The following is an 18345-nucleotide window of genomic DNA, read 5'->3' on the forward strand; positions in this document are numbered from 1 at the left end:
GAATGAGATGTGCAGGCGGCGTGGCCCCCTCACCGCGCCGCCTGCACCGCGTAGGGTCACAGCATGGCCGCCGACAGTGACGAAACCGCAGCCCGTCAGCGGTTCGACAGCCTTGTGGTGGCCATCGAGCAGTTCCACTGGCGCGCAGACGTGAGCGTCCAGACGATTGCCGCGCCCCAGCGGCTGGCCGAATACAGCTATGCGCTCGAAGCAGACTTGGGCCGCCACGACGAAGAGCTGGGCTCCGGACGCCTCGTCATGCTGCACGATCCGCTGGGAAGCGACGCCTGGCAGGGAACTCATCGTCTCGTGAGTCTGGTGCGGGCCGACACCGATTTCGAGCTGGTCACCGATCCGCTCATCGGCGAGGTCGGGTGGAGCTGGTTTACCGAGGCGCTCGATGAGCGCAAGGCCCGGTACCGCGCACCAGCCGGTACAGTCACGGTCGTGTCCAGCCGGTTCTTCGGCGACATGAACACCGAACCTGATCGGGCCGAGGTGGAGATCAGGACAAGCTGGACTCCCGTGCTCGATGCAACGACGGACATCACTGCCCATCTGGCGGCATGGCAGGCACTGATCTGCCACGTCGCGGGCCTGCCTCCTCTTCCCGAGGGGATCAGCCCACTCATCCCCAGACCGTGGCAGGGTCCCTCGCGAGATCTTGGAGATGAACTGAACAATGAGTGACGCTCTTACCGTCGACCACGAGATCGACGAGGACTCGGGACTTCCGATCCTGTCGATGCCGCGCGACGGGCTACCCGCCCTGGTCGACACCCCGCAGGCACTGGACGAGTGCATCGCCAGCCTCGGGTCAGGATCTGGTCCGGTGGCGATTGACACCGAGCGGGCTCAGAGCTTCCGCTACAGCGCCAAGGCCTATCTGCTGCAGTTCCGGCGTGCCGGATCGGGGACCTGGCTCATTGATCCGGAGGCATTCGAGCCGGCACCCGGCACCGTGTCCGATCTGGGGGCACTGCGCGAGGCGCTCGCTTCGGCGGAGTGGATCATCCACGCAGCAACCCAGGACCTGCCCTGCCTGGTGGAACTCGGGCTGTGGCCCCACACCCTCTTCGACACCGAGCTGGCCGGGCGGCTGCTGGGACTCGATCACGTCGGTCTGGGGCACATGGTCGAGCATTATTTCGGCCTGCATCTGCTCAAGGAGCATTCGGCGGCCGACTGGTCCACCCGGCCGCTGCCCCGCGACTGGATCGCCTATGCGGCGCTCGACGTGGAACTGCTCGTCGAACTGCGCGACAAGATCCGCGCAGAGCTGGCTGAGGTGGGCAAGTTGGAGTGGGCCGCTCAGGAGTTCGCCCACCTTGCGCGGGCCTGCCGGCTTCCCGTGCCAGCGCGCAAGGAGCCATGGCGGCGCACCCACGGCACGCATACCGTGCACAGCCGACGGGGCTTGGCTTTGGTGCGGGCGCTGTGGACGGAGCGCGACGAGATCGCCCGGGCGCTGGACAAGGCACCCGGCAAGATCGTGCCGGACAAGGCAATCACAGAACTGGCCGCAAAGGTCGTCAAGGACGATGCGCCGGTGCCCGGCGCCCGAGAGCTGGACTCGGTCATGGGCTTCCATTACCGCATCGCCAAACAGCACCGCGACCGGTGGCTGAAGGCCTGCGAGCAGACGGCTGCCCTGCCTGCTGGCGAACTGCCCAGCCTCCATGCGGTGCACGACGGCCCACCCCAGCCGCGCAGCTGGCAGCGCACTCGGCCCGAAGCCTGGGATCGCTGGCAGCGCATCCGGCCGGCGGCGAATGCGCTCGCCGAGCAGCTCGTCATGCCGTCGGAGAATCTGGTCTCCCCCGATGCGCTGCGCCGGCTTGCCTGGGATCCGTTGCCCTCCAACGACGAGCAATCGATCGACGCGCGGCTGGCTGAGTACGAGGTGCGCCCCTGGCAGCGGGCCCTGCTGGATCCGGTGCTCGGCGCGGCCCTACGCGCCTGAATCAGTCGCCGGGCCGGTACGAGGCGGTGCCTGCATCCGAAGGGACGGCTGCGGATGTGTCGCGGGGTCGCACAGCGATGGCCATCTCGGTGACCGAGCGGGCAATCTGCTGGTCGGTCAGACCCAGCTCATCGAGCAGCTGAGAGCGGCTGGCCACGGGCAGATACTCCTGCGGCACCCCGAACTGCCGCATCGGCACATCCACCCCGGCGGCGCTCATCGCCTGCTGCAGGTGCGAGCCGAGCCCCTCGACGACCAGACCGTCCTCAATGGTCACGACCAGGCCGAAGCCGGAGGCCAGCTTCACGAGCGTCGGGTTGACCGGGAGGGCCCATACCGGGTCGGCGACCGTAACACCCAGGCCCTGGCGGGCCAGTCGCTCGGCGGTCCTCAGTGCCATCCCCGCCATCGCCCCGTAACCGATCACCAGGACATCGCGCGAGTTGTCGCGGCGCAGCAGGTCGATGCCGTCCTGGCAAGCCACCGCGGCAATGGGAGAGGGCAGCTTCCCTTTGCTGTAGCGGATCAGCGTTGGCGCGTCATCGATTTCTACCGCCTCCACCAGGGCATCGCTGAGTCGCTGGGCGTCACGCGGGGCGGCATACCGAAGGCCCGGGACGATACCGGCCAGGCAGGCATCCCACACCCCATCGTGGCTGGGGCCGTCGGGCCCGGTGATCCCTGCGCGGTCGAGGACGAAGGTGACGCCCAGCCGGTGCATGCCGACGTCGAGCAGCAGCTGGTCGAAGGCACGGTTGAGGAAGGTGGAGTAGACGGCGAAGACCGGATGAAGCCCGGCCCGCGCCATGCCTGCGCAGGAGGCAACGGCATGCTGTTCGGCAATGCCGACATCGAAGACACGCTCGGGATAGGCCGCAGCGAAGCGGGTCAGTCCCACCGGATGGAGCATCGCCGCCGTGACACCCACCACGCGAGGGTGATCGGCGCCGATGTCGACCATGTCCTGGGCGAAGGCGTCGGTCCATGTGGCTTTCACCTCTGCCTGGATCGGCTCACCGGTGATGGCATTGATCTGGCCGATGGCGTGGAAGCGGTCCTCCTCGTGGTTCTCGGCGAGGGGGAATCCTTTGCCCTTCACCGTGATGGCATGCACGATCACCGGCCCGCCGAAGCCTTTGGCCTGGTTCAGCGCGGTGACCAGGGCATTGAGATCGTGGCCGTCAATGGGACCGATGTACTTCAACCCGAGATCGGAGAACAGGCCTTGGGGGGCCAGCACGTCCTTGAGACCAATCTTGAGACCGTGCAAGAGCTCGTAGGCCTGACGCCCGAAAAGCGGGGCACGGCTCACCGAGGCCTTGATGAGGTCGAGCGTCTTCTCATAGCGGGGGTCGGTACGAAAACCGGACAACTGCTCGGACAGTCCACCGACAGTGGGGGCGTAGGAGCGCCCGTTGTCGTTGACGACGATGACCATTCGCAGATCGGGTTCCACCGCGATGTTGTTGAGCGCCTCCCAGGTCATCCCCCCGGTGAGGGCACCGTCGCCGACCACGGTCACCACCGTGCGATCGCTCTGCCCGGTGAGCCGGAAGCCCCTGGCCATTCCTTCCGACCAGCTCAGGCCTGTGGAGGCGTGGGAGTTCTCGACCCAGTCATGCTCCGACTCGGTGCGATTCGGATAGCCGGTCAGCCCGTCCTTCTGACGCAGTGTGGTGAACTGCCCGGCCCGGCCGGTGAGGATCTTGTGGACATAGCTCTGGTGCCCCGTGTCGAAGACGATCGGATCGTGGGGAGAATCGAAGACCAAGTGGATTGCCATGGTCAGCTCGACCACGCCCAGATTCGGGCCAAGATGCCCGCCGGTGCGCGCCACATTCGTGATGAGAAAGCGGCGGATCTCCTTGGCAAGGACGCGGCGATCACGCGGCGTCAGTGCTTTGAGGTCTGCCGGCCCATTGATCCCGTCCAGGAGCGCCATGGCGGCAAGTTTAGGACCGGGAACCGCATTTCTTCGGCCAGCGCCCCTACAACCGCCGGACGAAGACATTGCCGCGCAGCGCCTCTTCGATCAGCGCCACTGCCCGGCGCAGACGCACAAGCCGTGCCTCCTCGCGCTGGAGCATGTCAACGGCAGCGTCGAGAACCTCCAGGCTCACCACATCGGCCAGGCCGGTGCGGGCCCCGGCCAGGGCCTCCCGGGTGGAGCGGATCTGCCCCTCGACATGGTCGGCCGCGAAACGCGCCAGCACTAGCGGCTGGCGCCGCAGCAGTGGATAGCCGCGATAGTCGGGAGGGCAGCAATTCAGCAGGAAGGCCACCGCGTCGGGCTCCATCCGATCGGTCCCGGGAGGCGCCACCCTGTCGGGCCAGCCGGGCGGCAGATAGCTGCCCTGCGAGTCACGGCTGTCCGCATTGGCGGCCGAGCGGCTCCTTGTACGAACCCCGCTACCGGCATGGCCCGCCGCGTCGAGGCCCCACACCCGATGCCCACCATGGCGGCGCGTGGAAGACGCATCTGCTGCTGAAACCGTGCTCATGGAACTCACCTGCCATCTGTGTCAGTGAGCCGGTGGGAAAGACCCGGCATCGAACCTGTGTTCGATAAATCCAGTGTGCATCGCGACACTGACAGGAACGAAGGCCGGGCCGCCCATCCGACAGCAGAGAACAGGACCGGAGCCCGAGAAGATCAGGCTGCGGCGAGGTGGCGCAGCACGTACTGCATGATGCCGCCATTGACGTAGTAGTTGCGCTCCCCGGGTGTGTCGATGCGCACCACGGCCTCGAAGACGGTCTGACGACCCTGCGGTGAGACCGCGACGACCTCGACCGAAGGCGGGGTCACTCCCGCATTGAAGGCATCCAGACCATGGATGGAGAAGGTCTCCTCGCCGCTCAGACCCAGCGTCTGGGCGCTCTCCCCGAGGGGGAACTGCAGGGGCAACACCCCCATCCCGATGAGATTCGACCGGTGGATCCGCTCGTAGCTCTCGGCAATGACGGCCCGCACGCCGAGCAGCATCGTGCCCTTGGCCGCCCAGTCCCGCGAGCTGCCCGAGCCGTACTCCTTGCCGGCCAGCACGACCAGCGGGATGCCAGCCGCCCGGTAGGCCAGGCTCGCCTCGTAGACGCTCGTCAGGGGACCATCTGGCCTTGTGAAATCCCTCGTGAAGCCCCCCTCAGTACCCGGCGCCAGCTGATTGCGCAGCCGGATGTTGGCGAAGGTGCCACGCACCATCACTTCGTGGTTACCGCGCCGCGAGCCATAGGAGTTGAAGTCGAGCAGCTTCACGCCATGCTCGCGCAGATAGCGACCGGCCGGGGAATCGGCCTTGATCGCGCCGGCAGGGCTGATGTGGTCGGTGGTGACCGAATCGCCGAGCTTGAGCAGCACCCGGGCCCCCAGCACATCGCCCACGGGATCCGCCGTGGGCTTCATGCCCTCGAAGTATGGAGGCTTGCGCACATATGTGGAATCCGGGTCCCAGTGGAACAGATCGCCCGAGGGGGTCTCCAGGCTCTGCCAGCGTTCGTCGCCGCTGAAGACATCGGCATAGGAGTCCTTGAACATCTGCGGGTCGACGCACCGCGAGATGACCTCGTCCACCTCGTGTGGGCTGGGCCATAGATCGGCCAAGTACACCTCCTGACCATCCTTGTCGATGCCCAGCGGCGAACCCGTGATGTCGAAATCCATACTGCCGGCCAATGCGTAGGCCACCACCAGGGGCGGGCTGGCAAGGTAGTTCATCTTCACATCGGGATTGATCCGGCCCTCGAAGTTACGGTTGCCCGACAATACGGAGGTGATCGCCAGATCGTTCTCATTGGCCGCGGCACTGACCTGCGGGATGAGCGGACCGGAATTACCGATACAGGTCGTGCAGCCATATCCGACGATATCGAAGTCGAGTTTAGCCAGCGGGTCGAGCAGATCGGCCTTTGCCAGGTACTCGGTGACCACCTGGGAACCGGGGGCCAATGTGGTTTTCACCCACGGCTTGCGGCGCAGGCCCCGCTCGACCGCCTTCTTGGCCAACAGTCCGGCGGCCACCATGACGCTCGGATTGGAGGTGTTGGTACAGCTGGTGATCGCGGCGATGCCCACCGCGCCGTTGTCCAGGCTCACCTGCTCGCCGTCGAGATCGAACGTGGCAGCCGCCGTGGTCTCGCTGACGTAGTTGGCGACGTCGCCCTCGAAGACCTCCTTGGCCTCGCTGAGCAAGATACGGTCCTGGGGACGCTTGGGGCCGGCGATCGAGGGCTGCACCGTGGACAGGTCGAGTTCGAGATATTCCGAGTAGTGCGCCTCGTGCTCGATGTCGTGCCACAGGCCCTGTTCCTTGGCGTAGTGCTCGACAAGGGCGATCTGGGCGTCGCTGCGCCCGGTCAGGCGCAGGTAGTCGAGAGTCTTCGCGTCGATGGGGAAAATGGCGATTGTGGAGCCGTACTCGGGGCTCATGTTGCCGATCGTCGCCCGGTTGGCCACCGGCACCTGCTCGACCCCCGGACCATAGAACTCCACGAACTTGCCGACCACCTTGTGCTTGCGCAGCATGTCGGTGATCGTGAGCACCAGATCGGTGGCGGTCGTGCCCTGCTGCAGCTGGCCCGAGAGCTTGAAGCCGACAACGCGCGGGATGAGCATGCTCACCGGCTGGCCGAGCATGGCGCACTCGGCCTCGATACCACCGACTCCCCAGCCGACCACGCCGAGCCCATTGACCATCGTCGTATGGGAGTCGGTGCCCACGCAGGTGTCGGGATAGGCCTGTACGAGCCCCTCGGACTGGCGGGTGTGTACCACCTGGGCCAGGTACTCGATGTTGACCTGATGGACGATGCCGGTGCCCGGCGGTACCACCTTGAAATCGTCGAAGGCGGTCTGCCCCCAGCGCAGGAATTGGTAACGCTCGCGGTTGCGTCCGTATTCGATGTCAGTGTTCTGGCGCAGGGCATCGGGAGTGCCGAACTTCTCGGCGATCACCGAGTGATCGATGACCATCTGCGAAGGGCTCAGCGGATTGATACGGGCCGGGTCGCCACCCAGATCGGCCATCGCCTCACGCATCGTCGCGAGATCGACGATGCACGGCACGCCGGTGAAGTCCTGCATGATCACGCGCGCGGGGGTGTACTGGATCTCGTGGCTGGGCTGGGCGGACGGATCCCAGTTCGACAGGGCCGTGATGTCATCGGCGGTGATATTAGCCCCGTCTTCATGGCGCAGCAGGTTCTCCAGCAGGACCTTGAGGCTGTAGGGAAGATGTGCGGACCCCGGCACCGCATCGAGCCGGAAGACCTGGTAGCTGCGCTCACCCACTGTCAGCTGTGATCGAGCCCCGAAACTGTTGATGCTCATTGAATCCCTCTCCTGGAATCGTGGTTGCAGGGGCGGACTGCCGACCAACCGCGATGCCATCACCTGTCTCGCCCGGGAATTATCTTGACATCAAGATACCTGCTCGAGTCGTTCGATCCCAGTTTGGCAGACGCATGCCGCGCCCGACACGATGCCGGGGGATAGGACGCCTCGCCGACGGGCCCTCCGCCGCGCGGAGCCCGGCAGCTTAGGCTGAGGGCATGCATGTGGGAGTCGATTTCGGGACGACCCGGACAGTGGTGGCCTTCGCCGATCGGGGGAACTATCCCGTGGTCAGCTTCTTCGACCATCTCGGCGACTCATTCGACCACTTCCCCAGCGTCGCGGTCGTGCGCCCGGACGGCCGTCTCGATTTCGGCCCGGCGGCCCTCGACGACCGCCCAGGGGTGCGGGTGAGGTCATTCAAGCGCGCCCTGGCAGCCCCCGATGCCTCGATCGACACGGTCGTCGAGGAGCAAGGCGTGCGGGTCCGCCTCATCGACCTCTTGGTGGGTTTCCTGTCGGCCCTTCGCGCTGCGCTCGCCGACGACTCGACCCTGTCAGAACTGATCGCCGATGATCCGCTGGAGAGCGTGGTCATCGCGGTGCCAGCCCATGCGACGAGCGCTCAGCGCTTCATGACGCTCGAAGCCTTCCAGCGTGCCGGCTTCCCAGTTGTCGCCATGATGAACGAGCCCTCTGCCGCCGGCTTCGAGTACACCCACCGTCAGGAACGCACGGTCACCGCCCGCCGCACCCAGATCATCGTCTACGACATGGGTGGAGGTACCTTCGACGCCTCGCTGGTCGATGTGCGCGACCACGCTCACGAGGTCCTGGATTCCGTCGGCATCAATCGCCTCGGCGGTGACGACTTCGACGAGACCCTCGTGCGGCTCGCGCTGTCGGCGGCCGGGACCAGCGCCGCCGGGCTGAGCCCGGGGGCGCTGGCAGCCTTGCGGGAGCAGGCCCGCCAGGCAAAGGAGTCGCTCGTCCCCCAGACCCGGCGCATCGCGCTCGATATCAACGACCGGCCGGTGAGAATCCCGGTCGATGATTTCTACGAGGCTGTCGAGCCACTGGTCTTGCGGAGCATCGACGTTGTCGCGACGCTGCTGGAGCGCGATGGACCTGCCCGGGACGCCGAGCTGGCGGGCATCTACGTGGCGGGCGGCGCCTCGGCCTTGCCAGTGGTGCCGCGCATGTTGCGCACACGCTTCGGACGCCGGGTGCACCGCGCGCCCTATCCCACCGCCTCTACCGCCATCGGCCTTGCCATCGCCGCCGATCCGGATTCCGGCTACACCCTCACGGACCGGCTCTCGCGCGGCTTCGGTGTCTTTCGCGAACGGGACAACGGACGCCAGGTGGTCTTCGATCCGATCGTTTCCCGCGACGAGACCCTGCCCACCGCCCAGAGCCTGCGGCTGGTGCGGCGCTACCGCCCGGTGCACAATGTGGGCTGGTTCCGCTTCGCCGAATACTCGCGCCTCGACGCCGACGGCCAGCCTGTCGGCGACACCGCGCCCTTCGGCGTGGTGCTCTTCCCCATCGATCCAGCGCTGCGCGAGACGACAGATCTGGAGAAGATCCCGGTGACGCACATCTCGGACGCCCCGCTCATCGAGGAGGCCTACACGGTCGATCCGAACGGCATCGTGCACGTCGACATCACCGACATCGAGGACGGCTATCGGCGCAGTTACTGGCTGGGCCAGTCCGGCAATCACGGCGACCAGACCCGCCCGCAATCCCGGTAAGGCTGACCGCTTCATCGACTGTTATTCCTTGATAGATTCTCATGGAGCACGCAGAGCGCCTCGAGTCATTTTCTTAGAATTCTTTAAAGGGTGACCTCATAGTGGACTACAGCAGGCAATTCCAAGAACGATTTGTCTCACCAGAGGGCAGAGTGACCGCTATCCCCCGGAAGAGGCAGTTTCTAGCTGAGCTATTGAAGTTCTCTGCGGCGAAGTTCAAGGAGAATATCGTCTATTCGGAAGCGGAAGTGAACATCATCTTGGCTGGCATTATCGACGACAAAGCCTGGCTTCGTCGTATGTTGGTCGACTATGGTTATCTCCAGAGGGATCCCTATGGAAAATCATATAGGTTAAGACAAGCGTGAGGGATTGGCGGGACCAGTGCGAAACTTGCGAGGAAACAGGAACTTCATCGCGCTGCTGACGGCGCAGCTGGTGTCGAGCCTTGGCGACTGGTCTACATCGATCGTTATACCGGTACTGCTTTATAAGTATACCGGGAATAGTGCCACGACAGCCGTCTTGATGCTGTGCCGGTTCTTGCCTGCGCTGCTAGCGAATTGGATCATCAGAGGCTTGCAACTTAGATTCCTCAACCCTGTCGCAATTATGCGAGTCATGGACTTGATCCGCATGCTCCTCTTCCCGATATTTATTGTGGCAACGGCTCCCTGGCACTTCTATGTGCTCACCTTCGTCACCTATCTGTGCAGTGCCGTAGCAAAACCATGCTCGCTTTCCGTCGTCAAGCTGTGCTGTGAATCCGACGACCTTGCTTCGGCGAACAATCTTCTAGGGGCAGGTCAGAATCTGCTCATGCTCATCGGACCTCTCATTGGTGGGATCCTCTACGCGTCCCGTGGGGCTGCGTTCGTCCTGGTCTTGAACTCGGCAACCTTCTTGGTATCGTTCCTGATTCTCCTCCGGGTGAAGGTGGCTCACAGCGGTCCTGCGAACAGCGCCGAAGAAGCATGGGGCAGACATGGTCTGTATCGTGATGTTCTCCGCCTTGCTCGCAGCTATCCGCAGATCGTTCTATTCATTGTTGTGGATGCTGTTTCAGGCTTCGCCTTTGGTGCACTGAACACACTCATCCCGGCGGGGGTCCAACTGCGATTCCACAACTCGGCGTTCATCTATAGCGCCCTGCTTTCGTCGCTGACAGGCGGCATGCTGATCGGCAACATGGTGTTTCAACGGTGGTTCATCCGATTCAAACTCCTCAGGGTCTACCTTGTCGCGACCTCTGTGGCGCTCGTGTTCTTCCTTCTGTCCGGTCTGGCGACCATGGCCGCCTTGGCTGCTGTTTTTCTTGCCATAGTAGGGCTGTGCAACTCGATGCAGGACGTGGTTCTCGCCACGAGTGTCCAAGCCGCAGTCGAGGACATCAGGGGTTTGACTACGGTATTTGCTATCAGTGAATCGCTCGCTGCGGTTTCGGTTGTCGTGTCATCAGCCTTGTTGGCTGTCCTGCTCCAAAAGGTCTCTGTGACAACTCTGACGATTCTCGTGTTCGCTCTTGCCACGGGAGGATGTGTGGTCTACTGCCTGTTGCATAGACGGGCTCTTGCTACATAGACGTGCTGGCGAAGGCGATCTCGCATGGCAGCGATATTCACTCCCCCAAGGCTGGAGTCCGGTGGGACCATATCTGGCTTTACCGGTCCTCGCATCACCAACCGGATCCATGCCGCCAGGACTGGGGCAGCCAGGCGCTCTTGCGGGGGACGGGCACGCGGCACCTCGCGCAGAGAATCCATCTCGCTCTCATCGCTCGGTGAGACCGAGCACTTCCCGTGCGATTGATTCACGACGGTTGACCTGGCCTCGACGTCGAGCGTTCCAAAATGGCCAGGCACTCCACATGATGGGTCATGGGGAACATGTCGAAGGCCCGCAGGGTGCTCACGCGGTAGCCGCGCGCGCCGAAAGATGCGAGATCGCGCGCCAACGCGGCAGGATCGCAGGCCACATAGGCGACCCGACTCGGGGTGCGCGCGGCGATCCCGGCCACCACCTGGCGCCCCGCCCCCGACCTCGGCGGGTCGAGGACCACCAGATCACAGTGGCCCGGCAATGAGCCAAGAGCCCGCTCCACCCGGCCAGCCACGAAGCGCGCCTCGGGCACATTCGTGCCGGCCAGCCGGATGGCCGGCCCATCCAGCTCGACGCCCGTGACCCGCGCTCCCGCATCGGAGAGCGCGGCAGCGAACACGCCTACCCCGCAGTACAGGTCGAGGGCTGTCTCGGCGGGGCGCGGTTCCACAGCGGCCAGCACGGCCTCGCTCAATGTGCCAGCTGCTCCAGGGTGCACCTGCCAGAAGCCGTCGGCCCGCACCCTGAACTGCCTCTGCCCCACCTGCTCGCGCACGATGAGGTCGCCGGCCAGCATCCGGCCCTCGCTCATGATGCTCACCCCTGAGGCGGCGGTGGTCACGAGGAGTTCCCGGCCGGCCCGACGAGCGAAGACATCGAGTTCGGTGCCGCGCGGACCACGCGGATCGGCGATGAGGCAGCCCTGCGGCGGCAGCTCGACGAAGTCATTGCTGCGGTAGGCGCGCATCCCGGCTCGTCCGTCGCGCACGAGATAGCGCATTCGGGTGCGCCAGTCCAGACCGTTCGACGCAGCTCCGGGCACCGGTTCGACGACGACCTCCCGGTGCAGGCCGGCAAGCCTGTCCAGTTGTTCGGAGATCACCTCGGCCTTGAGCCGCCGCTGGGCGTCCAGCCGGATGTGCTGGAACTCCAGACCCCCGCACTCCGGAGGCACCCGGCAGGGTGGATCCACCCGATCCGGGGCAGCTCGCCTGATCTCCACAGCGTCACCGCGCCAGAATCGGGCATGGCCCACCTCGGTGAGACGCACCATGACGAGTTCGCCGGGAAGGGTGTGGCGTACAAAGATGACGCGGCCCTCATAACGGGCCACGAAATGCCCGCCGTGCGCGACCCGCCCGACCTCCACCGGCCCCACAATGTCGCCGACCTCCTGAGCGCCCGGCGAGACCTGGGCGGCGTCGTGGTCGCGCACTCCCACCTCGAGTTGGCGGCGGCGCACCCCGCCTCGGGCTGCCGGCCGTGACCACCGGCCCATCAGCGTCGGCCAGCGAGGGTGCGCTGGCGGTACCGGTCGGCAAGCTCACGGCTCGACTTGAGCTGATAGGGCACCGAGGTGACCATGACGCCCTTCATGAAGTGCAGCCGGGTACTGATGAGCAACGCGGTCTGGTTGTGCAGCAACTGCTCCCACCAGTGCCCCACGACATACTCGGGGATGTACACGCAGACGATGTCACGCGGATTCTCGCTGATCAGCTCCCTGACATAGTCCAGGAAGGGCTGGGTGACCTGGCGGAACGGTGAGTCGATCACCTTGAGCGGCACGGAGAGGTCATCCGCCTGCCAGGCCCGCACCACCTCGGCGGTCTCATCCGGATCGACAGCGACGGTGACCGCCTCGAGCTCGCTGGGCTGGGTGGCTTTCGCGAACTGGATTGCCTTGACAGTGGGCTTGTTCAGGGCGCTCACCATGACGACTGCCCGCACCCGGCTGGGCAGTGCCCGGTCGGAGGGCCCGATCGTCCCGACCTCCTGGCGCACCTGCTCGTAATGCCGGTGGATCTGGCGCATGAGCCAGAAGATCACCACCATGGCAAGCAACGCGAGCCAGGCACCGTGGATGAACTTGCTCACCACCACGATGATGAGCACAACACCGGTCATCACCATGCCGATGCTGTTGATGACTCGGCTGTGCTTCATCTGGCGCCGGGTGGCCGGATCGGTCTGCGTCTTCAGCTTGCGGGTCCAGTGGCGCAGCATGCCGATCTGGCTGAGCGTGAACGAGATGAACACGCCCACCACGTACATCTGGATGAGCATCGTCACCGAGGCATCGAAGACGAGCACCAGCACGACCGCGCCGGTGGCCAGGGTGAGAATGCCATTGGAATAGGCCAGCCTGTCGCCGCGGGTGTGCAACTGGCGGGGCAGCCAGCCGTCGCGCGAGAGGATCGAGCCCAGCGTCGGGAAACCGTTGAACGCCGTATTGGCGGCCAGGAACAGGATGACCATCGTCATGGTGATGAGGAAGTAGAAGCCCAGTGGAAAGCCGGGGTAGAACACGGCCCGGGCGAGCTGGCCCATGACGGTGGTCGGCTCGCCGGTGATCCGCTGGCCCGTGCTCGACATGAAATAGGAGCCGGCGCTTACATCGATCATCTTCACGCCGGCGAGCCGCGCCAGCACGAGAATGCCCAGCAGCATGCTCACCGCTATCGTGCCGAGCAGGAGCAGCGTCGTGGCCGCATTCTTGCTCTTCGGCTTGCGGAAATTGGGCACACCGTTGCTGATGGCCTCCACCCCGGTGAGCGCCGCGCAGCCGGACGAGAAGGTCCGGGCAAGCAGCGCCACCATCCCCAGCCCGACGAGAGGTTCGTATTGCTGGGTGCCAACGACCGTATAGCCAGCGGTGGAGGCGGTCAGTGGGTGACCGAGCACGAAGATCTGCACGAGACCCCAGATCACCATGACGGCCACACCGGCCATGAACAGATAGGTGGGCACCGCGAAGATCCCGCCGGAATCGCGTACCCCTCGCAGGTTCACGGCCATGATGAGCACGATGACGACGGCCGCGACCTCGCCCTCGTGGCCGCTGATGAACGGCAGCATCGCCTTCGCGTTCTGGACCCCCGAGCTCACCGAGACGGCCACGGTGAGTACATAGTCCACCAGGAGCGCGCTGGCCACGACGAGCCCTCCGGTGGGGCCCAGGTTGGTGGTGACGACCTCATAGTCACCGCCTCCGCTGGGATAGGCGTGCACGGTCTGGCGATAGCTCGCAACGACCACGAGCAGGACCGCCGCCACGGCCAACCCGATGGGCAGCGAGAAGCCGAAACCGGCCATCCCGGCCAGGGAGAGGGTGATGAGGATCTCATCAGGCGCATACGCCACCGAGCTCAAGGCATCGGAGGCGAAGATCGGCAGCGCGATACGCTTCGGAAGCAACGTCTCCCCCAGCTGTGCACTTGACAGCCGGCGTCCGACGAGCACGCGTTTGACCGCATCGGTGATGCTCACGACGGCCCACCCTAATGCCGCACCGAAGCGAAGCTGCCATCGCGTCCGGCAATGGAAGCCCGCTGCACGCCGCCGACCACGGCCGGCGGGCGGGGCGCGGACTGTCCGGGTGCCTGGCTACGCTGGGGACGCACTGGCGAGGCGGGTGCACCAAAGCGGCGCGGATCGGCGCCGACAGATCGCGGAGGTTCGAGTGCATTTTGTGATCATGGGCTGTGGGCGCGTCGGTGCAAGCCTGGCACGGATCCTGGAGAAGCGCGGCCACTCCATCGCCGTCATCGACCTCAATGTCGAGGCGTTCCGCAAGCTCGGGCCGGACTTCTCCGGACGCACGGTCAAGGGTGTGGGTTTCGATCGGGACGTGCTGCTCAAGGCCGGGATTCGCGAGACCGATGGCTTCGCCGCCGTGGCCAGCGGCGACAACTCCAACATTCTCGCAGCCCGGGTCGTGCGCGAGGAGTTCGATGTGCAGAACGTCGTGGCGCGCATCTACGACCAGGGCCGCGCCGAGGTCTACGAGAAGCTGGGCATTCCCACCGTCGCCACCGTCCGCTGGGCCGCAGGCCAGGTGATGAACAGGCTGCTCACCGACGTGGCCACCCCGGTGTGGCGTGACCCCTCGGGCATGACCTCCCTCCTGCAGGTGCCTTTCGAGAGCTCCTGGGCCGGTACCTCGATCAAGGACATCGAGTCGAAGCTGCATGTGAAGGTGCCCTTCATCACCAGGCTCGGCAGTGGCCAGATCCCGGCCGACCAGCTGCTCCTCCAGGAGGGGGATGTGCTCTACATCGCCGCCACTAATGACCGCGCCCAGTCGGTCTTCCGCGCGCTGTCCGCGGCCCCGGAAGGGCATTGAGCCGATGCACACGCCAGAAAGGGCAACGCAGGGATGAGAGTTTCGATCGTGGGTGCCGGAAACGTCGGCCGCTCCATCGCCAGGGAGCTGATCGCCAATGGGCACGAGGTGCTGCTCATCGAGAAGGACCCGCACGCCATCAAGTCCGATACCGTTCCGGAGGCGGAATGGCTCCTCGCGGATGCCTGTGAGATGGACTCGCTGGCCGAGGCCGATCTGCAGACCTGCGATGTCGCCATCGCCGCCACCGGCGACGACAAGGCCAATCTCGTGCACACTCTCCTCGCGAAGACCGAGTTCGGGGTTCCGCGGACAGTTGCGCGGGTGAACCATCCGCGCAACGAGTGGATGTTCGACGAACGTTGGGGCGTCGATGTTGCAGTGTCCACGCCACGCATCATGTCCGCGCTGGTTGAGGAGGCCGTCAGTGTCGGCGCCGTGGTGCGACTCATGACCTTCAAGAAGGGATCTGCCAATCTCGTCGAGCTCACGCTGCCCGAGGAGTCGCCGGCGGTCGGCTCCCGGGTACGCGAGCTGAGCTTCCCCGGCGACGGGGTCCTGGTGGCCATCGTCCGCGACGGGCGGTCCCGTCCCCCCGAGCGCGACGCCGCCGTGGAGATGGGCGACGAGTTGTTGTTCACGATCTCCGAGGAATACGAGCAGGAGCTGTCGCGCTATCTCGTGCCGACGCCGGCCAAGAGGCGCTGAGAACCGGCCGGCTGCCTGCGTTCCCGTCCCGGTGCGCCACGATCCGCGATTCGCCACGATCCTCGCGCGGACCGCCCGTCCTCGAATGTGGGGTGCCGCCGTCCTAGCGCGTTCAGGCGAGCAGCTTGTAGCGGGGGTTGTAGATGATCGCAGTGCGCCCGTCGTGATTGACCAGCCCTTCAACCCGCAACCGGCGCCCCGGATCAACCCCGGAGATGGTGTGCCGACCCATCCAGATGAGCTTCACCGTCCCTGAGCCATCGGTCAGTTCGGCTTCGAGCCAGTGGTGACGCTCATTCGGATTGAGCGTGACCACCGACACAGTCCCCTGGACGGTGACGCGCTGACGATCCCCGACCTCACCGATGGGGGTGGCGCCTGAGCGGATGGCCTCGTCCACGAGCTCTTCGGATTCCAGCTCGCGGTCGGAGCTGATCAATCGCCGCAGTCTGCGACGCCACCAGGAATCCTTGCGAGCTGGTCGGGTGCGGTCGTCCCGGTCGGTCGGCATGGTGATCAACTCGCTGATCTCAGCGTGCTTCCGGCTGCGATCCGAGATTCTCCGGCAGGCTCAAGGGGATGAGATCGCCGGGAACCATTGGACGCTCACCGCGGCGCACGACGGTGTTCGCGAAGAACTCGTAGAGCAGCTCGGCCGGGCCCTCAATGCCCTCCGAGACGCCCGCTTCCCCCATGAGCACGCCACGCAGCAGCCACCGCGGGCCCTGGGCGAACCAGGTGCGTGAGACGTGGTAGCCATGCTGTCCATCGGGTGTGGTGAGGGGGACGACCCGGCGGACCTCGGTTCCGAAAGGCCCCTTGCCCAGGGTGAAGGTGCCGCCCGCAGAGTTGGTGTTCTCCATCATCTCGGCACGAATCGTCGGGAGCATGCTGTGATGGGCGGGGGCCGCGAACAGCGACAGCTCCAGCACTGACTGGCCCTGGACCACCAGCACGGCCTGCACCTCCTGGGTGGCCTGGTTCACCTGCAGCTGCAGCTGCATGCCGTCGAAGGGAGTGAGCACCAGGCTGCCGAAATCGAGCCGCTCGACGTCGTCGGCCTCCAAGTCCACCTCGGTGATGTCGAAAGGTCCTTCGGTGCGCCAGTCCTTCGACTCGTCGAGCAGTTCCCATTCGTCGGCGGGTGCCGTGCGGGCAGCTGCCTGCTGTTCGGAACCGTCCGCATCAGGGGAGAGGCCGGAGTCGACGAGCCGCTCCTCCGCGGACTGCGCGGGGTCCTCGGTATGCGTGGTCGCGCCCGCGGCCTCTTCCGCATCGCTGTCGACCGACGTGTGCTTCTTGCGACCAAAGATCACTGCTCTCCCACCATCGTGCCGGGCCCTCGGTGAGGGGACGCGCCTGCGCAGCACATCGGATCCAACATTAGCCCGGCAACGCGTGCCCCAGCGCGTGACCCGCATCCGAGGAGGCAGATCCTCCCGCCGCCCTGCCGCGCCACCGCGCTCCGCACTTGCGGGCGGGGCAAGGACATGGATCTAGAATGGGCAGCATCGTCCGCACGCCAGGTGGACGCCACGTCTTGCCCGCACCATCGAACGGAGAGCCCATGGCAACCCCCAAGAACCTGCAGTTCAAGCTCCTCGGTGCGGTGGCCAGCGCCGGCGTCGCGCTGGTCGGGCAGCGGCTGCTCAAGGGTGGCTGGCGTCGGGTCACCGGCGAAGAGCCTCCGGACCCCTCCGATCCTCAGGTGCCGGCCACGAAGGCGATCAGCTGGCTGATCCTCAGCACGCTCCTCATCAGCGTGGTCCAGCTGCTCATCCAGCGCAAGGCCGCTCGTCAGACCAACCCCATCACCAAGGACCGCGGATCGGCGAGCGCTCCCTTCTCGGTGTAGCCACTGGCTCATGGCCCGCCCGGGTGCTGTGCAGGGGCGCATTCCCGGGCGGACGGACGACTGAACGGACGCCTGAGCAGAACCGGACGACACTGCCGGACAATGACGACACTGCCGGACAATGAGTGGGCCCATGCCGATCGGCATGGGCCCACTCATTGTCCACTTCAGTACTTGTCCACCCTGTGTCTGTCCACCCAGTGCTTACCCACCCCGGTGCTACAGCGAGATCGCGTCCCGGCTCCTGGCCCGGGTGCCATTGGAGGTTTCAGACACAGTCGATGCAGTACATGTCCTTTCCCCGCGTCTCCGCGAGCTGGCTGCGGGACTTCACGAGGAAGCAGCTGGCGCAGGTGAACTCGTCTGCTTGACGGGGCAGCACACGAACGGTGAGCTGCTCGTGCGAGAGGTCGGCCCCGGGCAGCTCGAAGGCCTCGGCGGCCTCAGCCTCGTCCTCGTCGACCTTGCCGGAGTTCTTGTCGTTGCGTCGGCTCTTCAGCTCCTCGATCGAGTCCTCACGTGTCTCGTCCTCAGACTTGCGAGGTGCATCGTAATCAGTCGCCATGGTGCCCTTTCGAATACCTGCAGCCGGAGGAACCCGGCCGCTTCTCATCGGGTGTTCCGGACCTCGATCCGGAGCACCTGCTCGTTCTGCCGCCCACAGAACGCCCGAATTTTACCCATTGTTCCCCGAAGTGCAACCCTGTTCCCGTCAGTTTCTAGGACCCGATCCGGTAGCCGCGCAACCGGCGGCCCTCCCTCCGGGCAGCCGGGGGCTTCCCGGTGAGC

Annotated in this window: 16 protein-coding genes; 8 read left to right on the forward strand and 8 right to left on the reverse strand. The window is 65.4% G+C overall.

The window, feature by feature from the left end; translation table 11 throughout:
• Nucleotides 1-63 precede the first annotated feature (63 nt).
• The gene (locus BMX93_RS02960) at nucleotides 64-690 is read left to right on the forward strand and encodes a DUF3000 domain-containing protein (RefSeq protein WP_091967714.1); all 627 of its coding nucleotides are present in this window, start codon (nucleotides 64-66) and stop codon (nucleotides 688-690) included.
• Complete coding sequence (locus BMX93_RS02965; RefSeq protein ID WP_091967717.1) at nucleotides 683-1963, forward strand: HRDC domain-containing protein; 1281 nt, start codon at nucleotides 683-685, stop codon at nucleotides 1961-1963. Before BMX93_RS02960 ends, BMX93_RS02965 begins: the two co-directional genes overlap by 8 nt.
• 1 nt (nucleotide 1964) lies before the next feature.
• Here BMX93_RS02965 and dxs read toward each other — a convergent pair whose 3' ends face one another.
• From dxs to acnA, 3 genes are all read right to left on the reverse strand, one after another.
• Nucleotides 1965-3905 carry a 1-deoxy-D-xylulose-5-phosphate synthase gene (gene dxs, locus BMX93_RS02970; RefSeq protein ID WP_091967721.1) on the reverse strand — a complete coding sequence of 647 codons (1941 nt, stop codon included), beginning with the start codon at nucleotides 3903-3905 and terminating at the stop codon, nucleotides 1965-1967.
• A 46-nt stretch (nucleotides 3906-3951) separates the two neighbouring features.
• Nucleotides 3952-4464, reverse strand: a complete 513-nt coding sequence (locus BMX93_RS12660; protein ID WP_143052797.1) for a hypothetical protein — start codon at nucleotides 4462-4464, stop codon at nucleotides 3952-3954.
• A 152-nt stretch (nucleotides 4465-4616) separates the two neighbouring features.
• A complete protein-coding gene (gene acnA, locus BMX93_RS02980) occupies nucleotides 4617-7289 on the reverse strand; it encodes an aconitate hydratase AcnA (protein WP_091967727.1) in 2673 nt (890 codons plus the stop codon).
• 221 nt (nucleotides 7290-7510) lie between these two features.
• On the opposite strand from acnA, the gene BMX93_RS02985 reads away from it, so the two are divergent.
• From BMX93_RS02985 to BMX93_RS02995, 3 genes are all read left to right on the forward strand, one after another.
• Entirely contained in the window at nucleotides 7511-9049 is a 1539-nt protein-coding gene (locus BMX93_RS02985; protein ID WP_091967730.1) for an Hsp70 family protein, read from the forward strand.
• A gap of 152 nt (nucleotides 9050-9201) precedes the next feature.
• A complete protein-coding gene (locus tag BMX93_RS13505) occupies nucleotides 9202-9417 on the forward strand; it encodes a DUF2087 domain-containing protein (RefSeq protein WP_091967733.1) in 216 nt (71 codons plus the stop codon).
• Nucleotides 9418-9433: 16 nt separating this feature from the next.
• Nucleotides 9434-10630, forward strand: coding sequence for an MFS transporter (locus BMX93_RS02995; RefSeq protein WP_177170037.1), 1197 nt, complete (start codon nucleotides 9434-9436; stop codon nucleotides 10628-10630).
• 229 nt (nucleotides 10631-10859) lie between these two features.
• On the opposite strand, the gene BMX93_RS03000 is transcribed toward BMX93_RS02995, so the two are convergent.
• Together BMX93_RS03000 and BMX93_RS03005 are read right to left on the reverse strand one after the other, a co-directional pair.
• Nucleotides 10860-12029, reverse strand: a complete 1170-nt coding sequence (locus BMX93_RS03000; protein ID WP_245725712.1) for a class I SAM-dependent RNA methyltransferase — start codon at nucleotides 12027-12029, stop codon at nucleotides 10860-10862.
• A gap of 116 nt (nucleotides 12030-12145) precedes the next feature.
• On the reverse strand, nucleotides 12146-14137 hold the full coding sequence (locus BMX93_RS03005; protein ID WP_091967742.1) for an APC family permease: 1992 nt from the start codon (nucleotides 14135-14137) through the stop codon (nucleotides 12146-12148).
• Between the two features lie 208 nt (nucleotides 14138-14345).
• On the opposite strand from BMX93_RS03005, the gene BMX93_RS03010 reads away from it, so the two are divergent.
• Both BMX93_RS03010 and BMX93_RS03015 read left to right on the forward strand, forming a co-directional pair.
• Nucleotides 14346-14993, forward strand: a complete 648-nt coding sequence (locus BMX93_RS03010; RefSeq protein WP_091968007.1) for a potassium channel family protein — start codon at nucleotides 14346-14348, stop codon at nucleotides 14991-14993.
• 33 nt (nucleotides 14994-15026) lie between these two features.
• Nucleotides 15027-15701: a potassium channel family protein gene (locus tag BMX93_RS03015; protein WP_091967745.1), complete on the forward strand. Its 675-nt coding sequence runs from the start codon at nucleotides 15027-15029 to the stop codon at nucleotides 15699-15701.
• 112 nt (nucleotides 15702-15813) lie between these two features.
• On the opposite strand, the gene BMX93_RS03020 is transcribed toward BMX93_RS03015, so the two are convergent.
• Both BMX93_RS03020 and BMX93_RS03025 read right to left on the reverse strand, forming a co-directional pair.
• Nucleotides 15814-16140 (reverse strand): OB-fold nucleic acid binding domain-containing protein, encoded by a 327-nt coding sequence (locus BMX93_RS03020; protein ID WP_245725696.1) that lies wholly within the window; start codon nucleotides 16138-16140, stop codon nucleotides 15814-15816.
• A gap of 91 nt (nucleotides 16141-16231) precedes the next feature.
• Complete coding sequence (locus BMX93_RS03025) at nucleotides 16232-17017, reverse strand: DUF3710 domain-containing protein (RefSeq protein WP_245725697.1); 786 nt, start codon at nucleotides 17015-17017, stop codon at nucleotides 16232-16234.
• 251 nt (nucleotides 17018-17268) lie between these two features.
• Here BMX93_RS03025 and BMX93_RS03030 point away from each other — a divergent pair, with 251 nt between their 5' ends.
• Nucleotides 17269-17556, forward strand: coding sequence for a DUF4235 domain-containing protein (locus BMX93_RS03030; RefSeq protein ID WP_177170038.1), 288 nt, complete (start codon nucleotides 17269-17271; stop codon nucleotides 17554-17556).
• A gap of 268 nt (nucleotides 17557-17824) precedes the next feature.
• Here BMX93_RS03030 and BMX93_RS03035 read toward each other — a convergent pair whose 3' ends face one another.
• Nucleotides 17825-18121, reverse strand: a complete 297-nt coding sequence (locus BMX93_RS03035; RefSeq protein ID WP_091967758.1) for a DUF4193 domain-containing protein — start codon at nucleotides 18119-18121, stop codon at nucleotides 17825-17827.
• Between the last annotated feature and the right edge of the window lie 224 nt (nucleotides 18122-18345).

The organism is Propionibacterium cyclohexanicum (genome assembly GCF_900111365.1).
Lineage (GTDB): Bacteria > Actinomycetota > Actinomycetes > Propionibacteriales > Propionibacteriaceae > Propionibacterium > Propionibacterium cyclohexanicum.

Excerpts from the sequence above, each read along its gene's own strand:
- BMX93_RS02960 (WP_091967714.1), top strand. The coding sequence starts at position 64 with ATGGCCGCCGACAGTGACGAAACCGCAGCCCGTCAGCGGTTCGACAGC.
- BMX93_RS02965 (WP_091967717.1), top strand. The coding sequence starts at position 683 with ATGAGTGACGCTCTTACCGTCGACCACGAGATCGACGAGGACTCGGGA.
- dxs (WP_091967721.1), bottom strand. The coding sequence starts at position 3,905 with ATGGCGCTCCTGGACGGGATCAATGGGCCGGCAGACCTCAAAGCACTG.
- BMX93_RS12660 (WP_143052797.1), bottom strand. The coding sequence starts at position 4,464 with ATGAGCACGGTTTCAGCAGCAGATGCGTCTTCCACGCGCCGCCATGGT.
- acnA (WP_091967727.1), bottom strand. The coding sequence starts at position 7,289 with ATGAGCATCAACAGTTTCGGGGCTCGATCACAGCTGACAGTGGGTGAG.
- BMX93_RS02985 (WP_091967730.1), top strand. The coding sequence starts at position 7,511 with ATGCATGTGGGAGTCGATTTCGGGACGACCCGGACAGTGGTGGCCTTC.
- BMX93_RS03010 (WP_091968007.1), top strand. The coding sequence starts at position 14,346 with ATGGGCTGTGGGCGCGTCGGTGCAAGCCTGGCACGGATCCTGGAGAAG.
- BMX93_RS03015 (WP_091967745.1), top strand. The coding sequence starts at position 15,027 with ATGAGAGTTTCGATCGTGGGTGCCGGAAACGTCGGCCGCTCCATCGCC.
- BMX93_RS03030 (WP_177170038.1), top strand. The coding sequence starts at position 17,269 with ATGGCAACCCCCAAGAACCTGCAGTTCAAGCTCCTCGGTGCGGTGGCC.
- BMX93_RS03035 (WP_091967758.1), bottom strand. The coding sequence starts at position 18,121 with ATGGCGACTGATTACGATGCACCTCGCAAGTCTGAGGACGAGACACGT.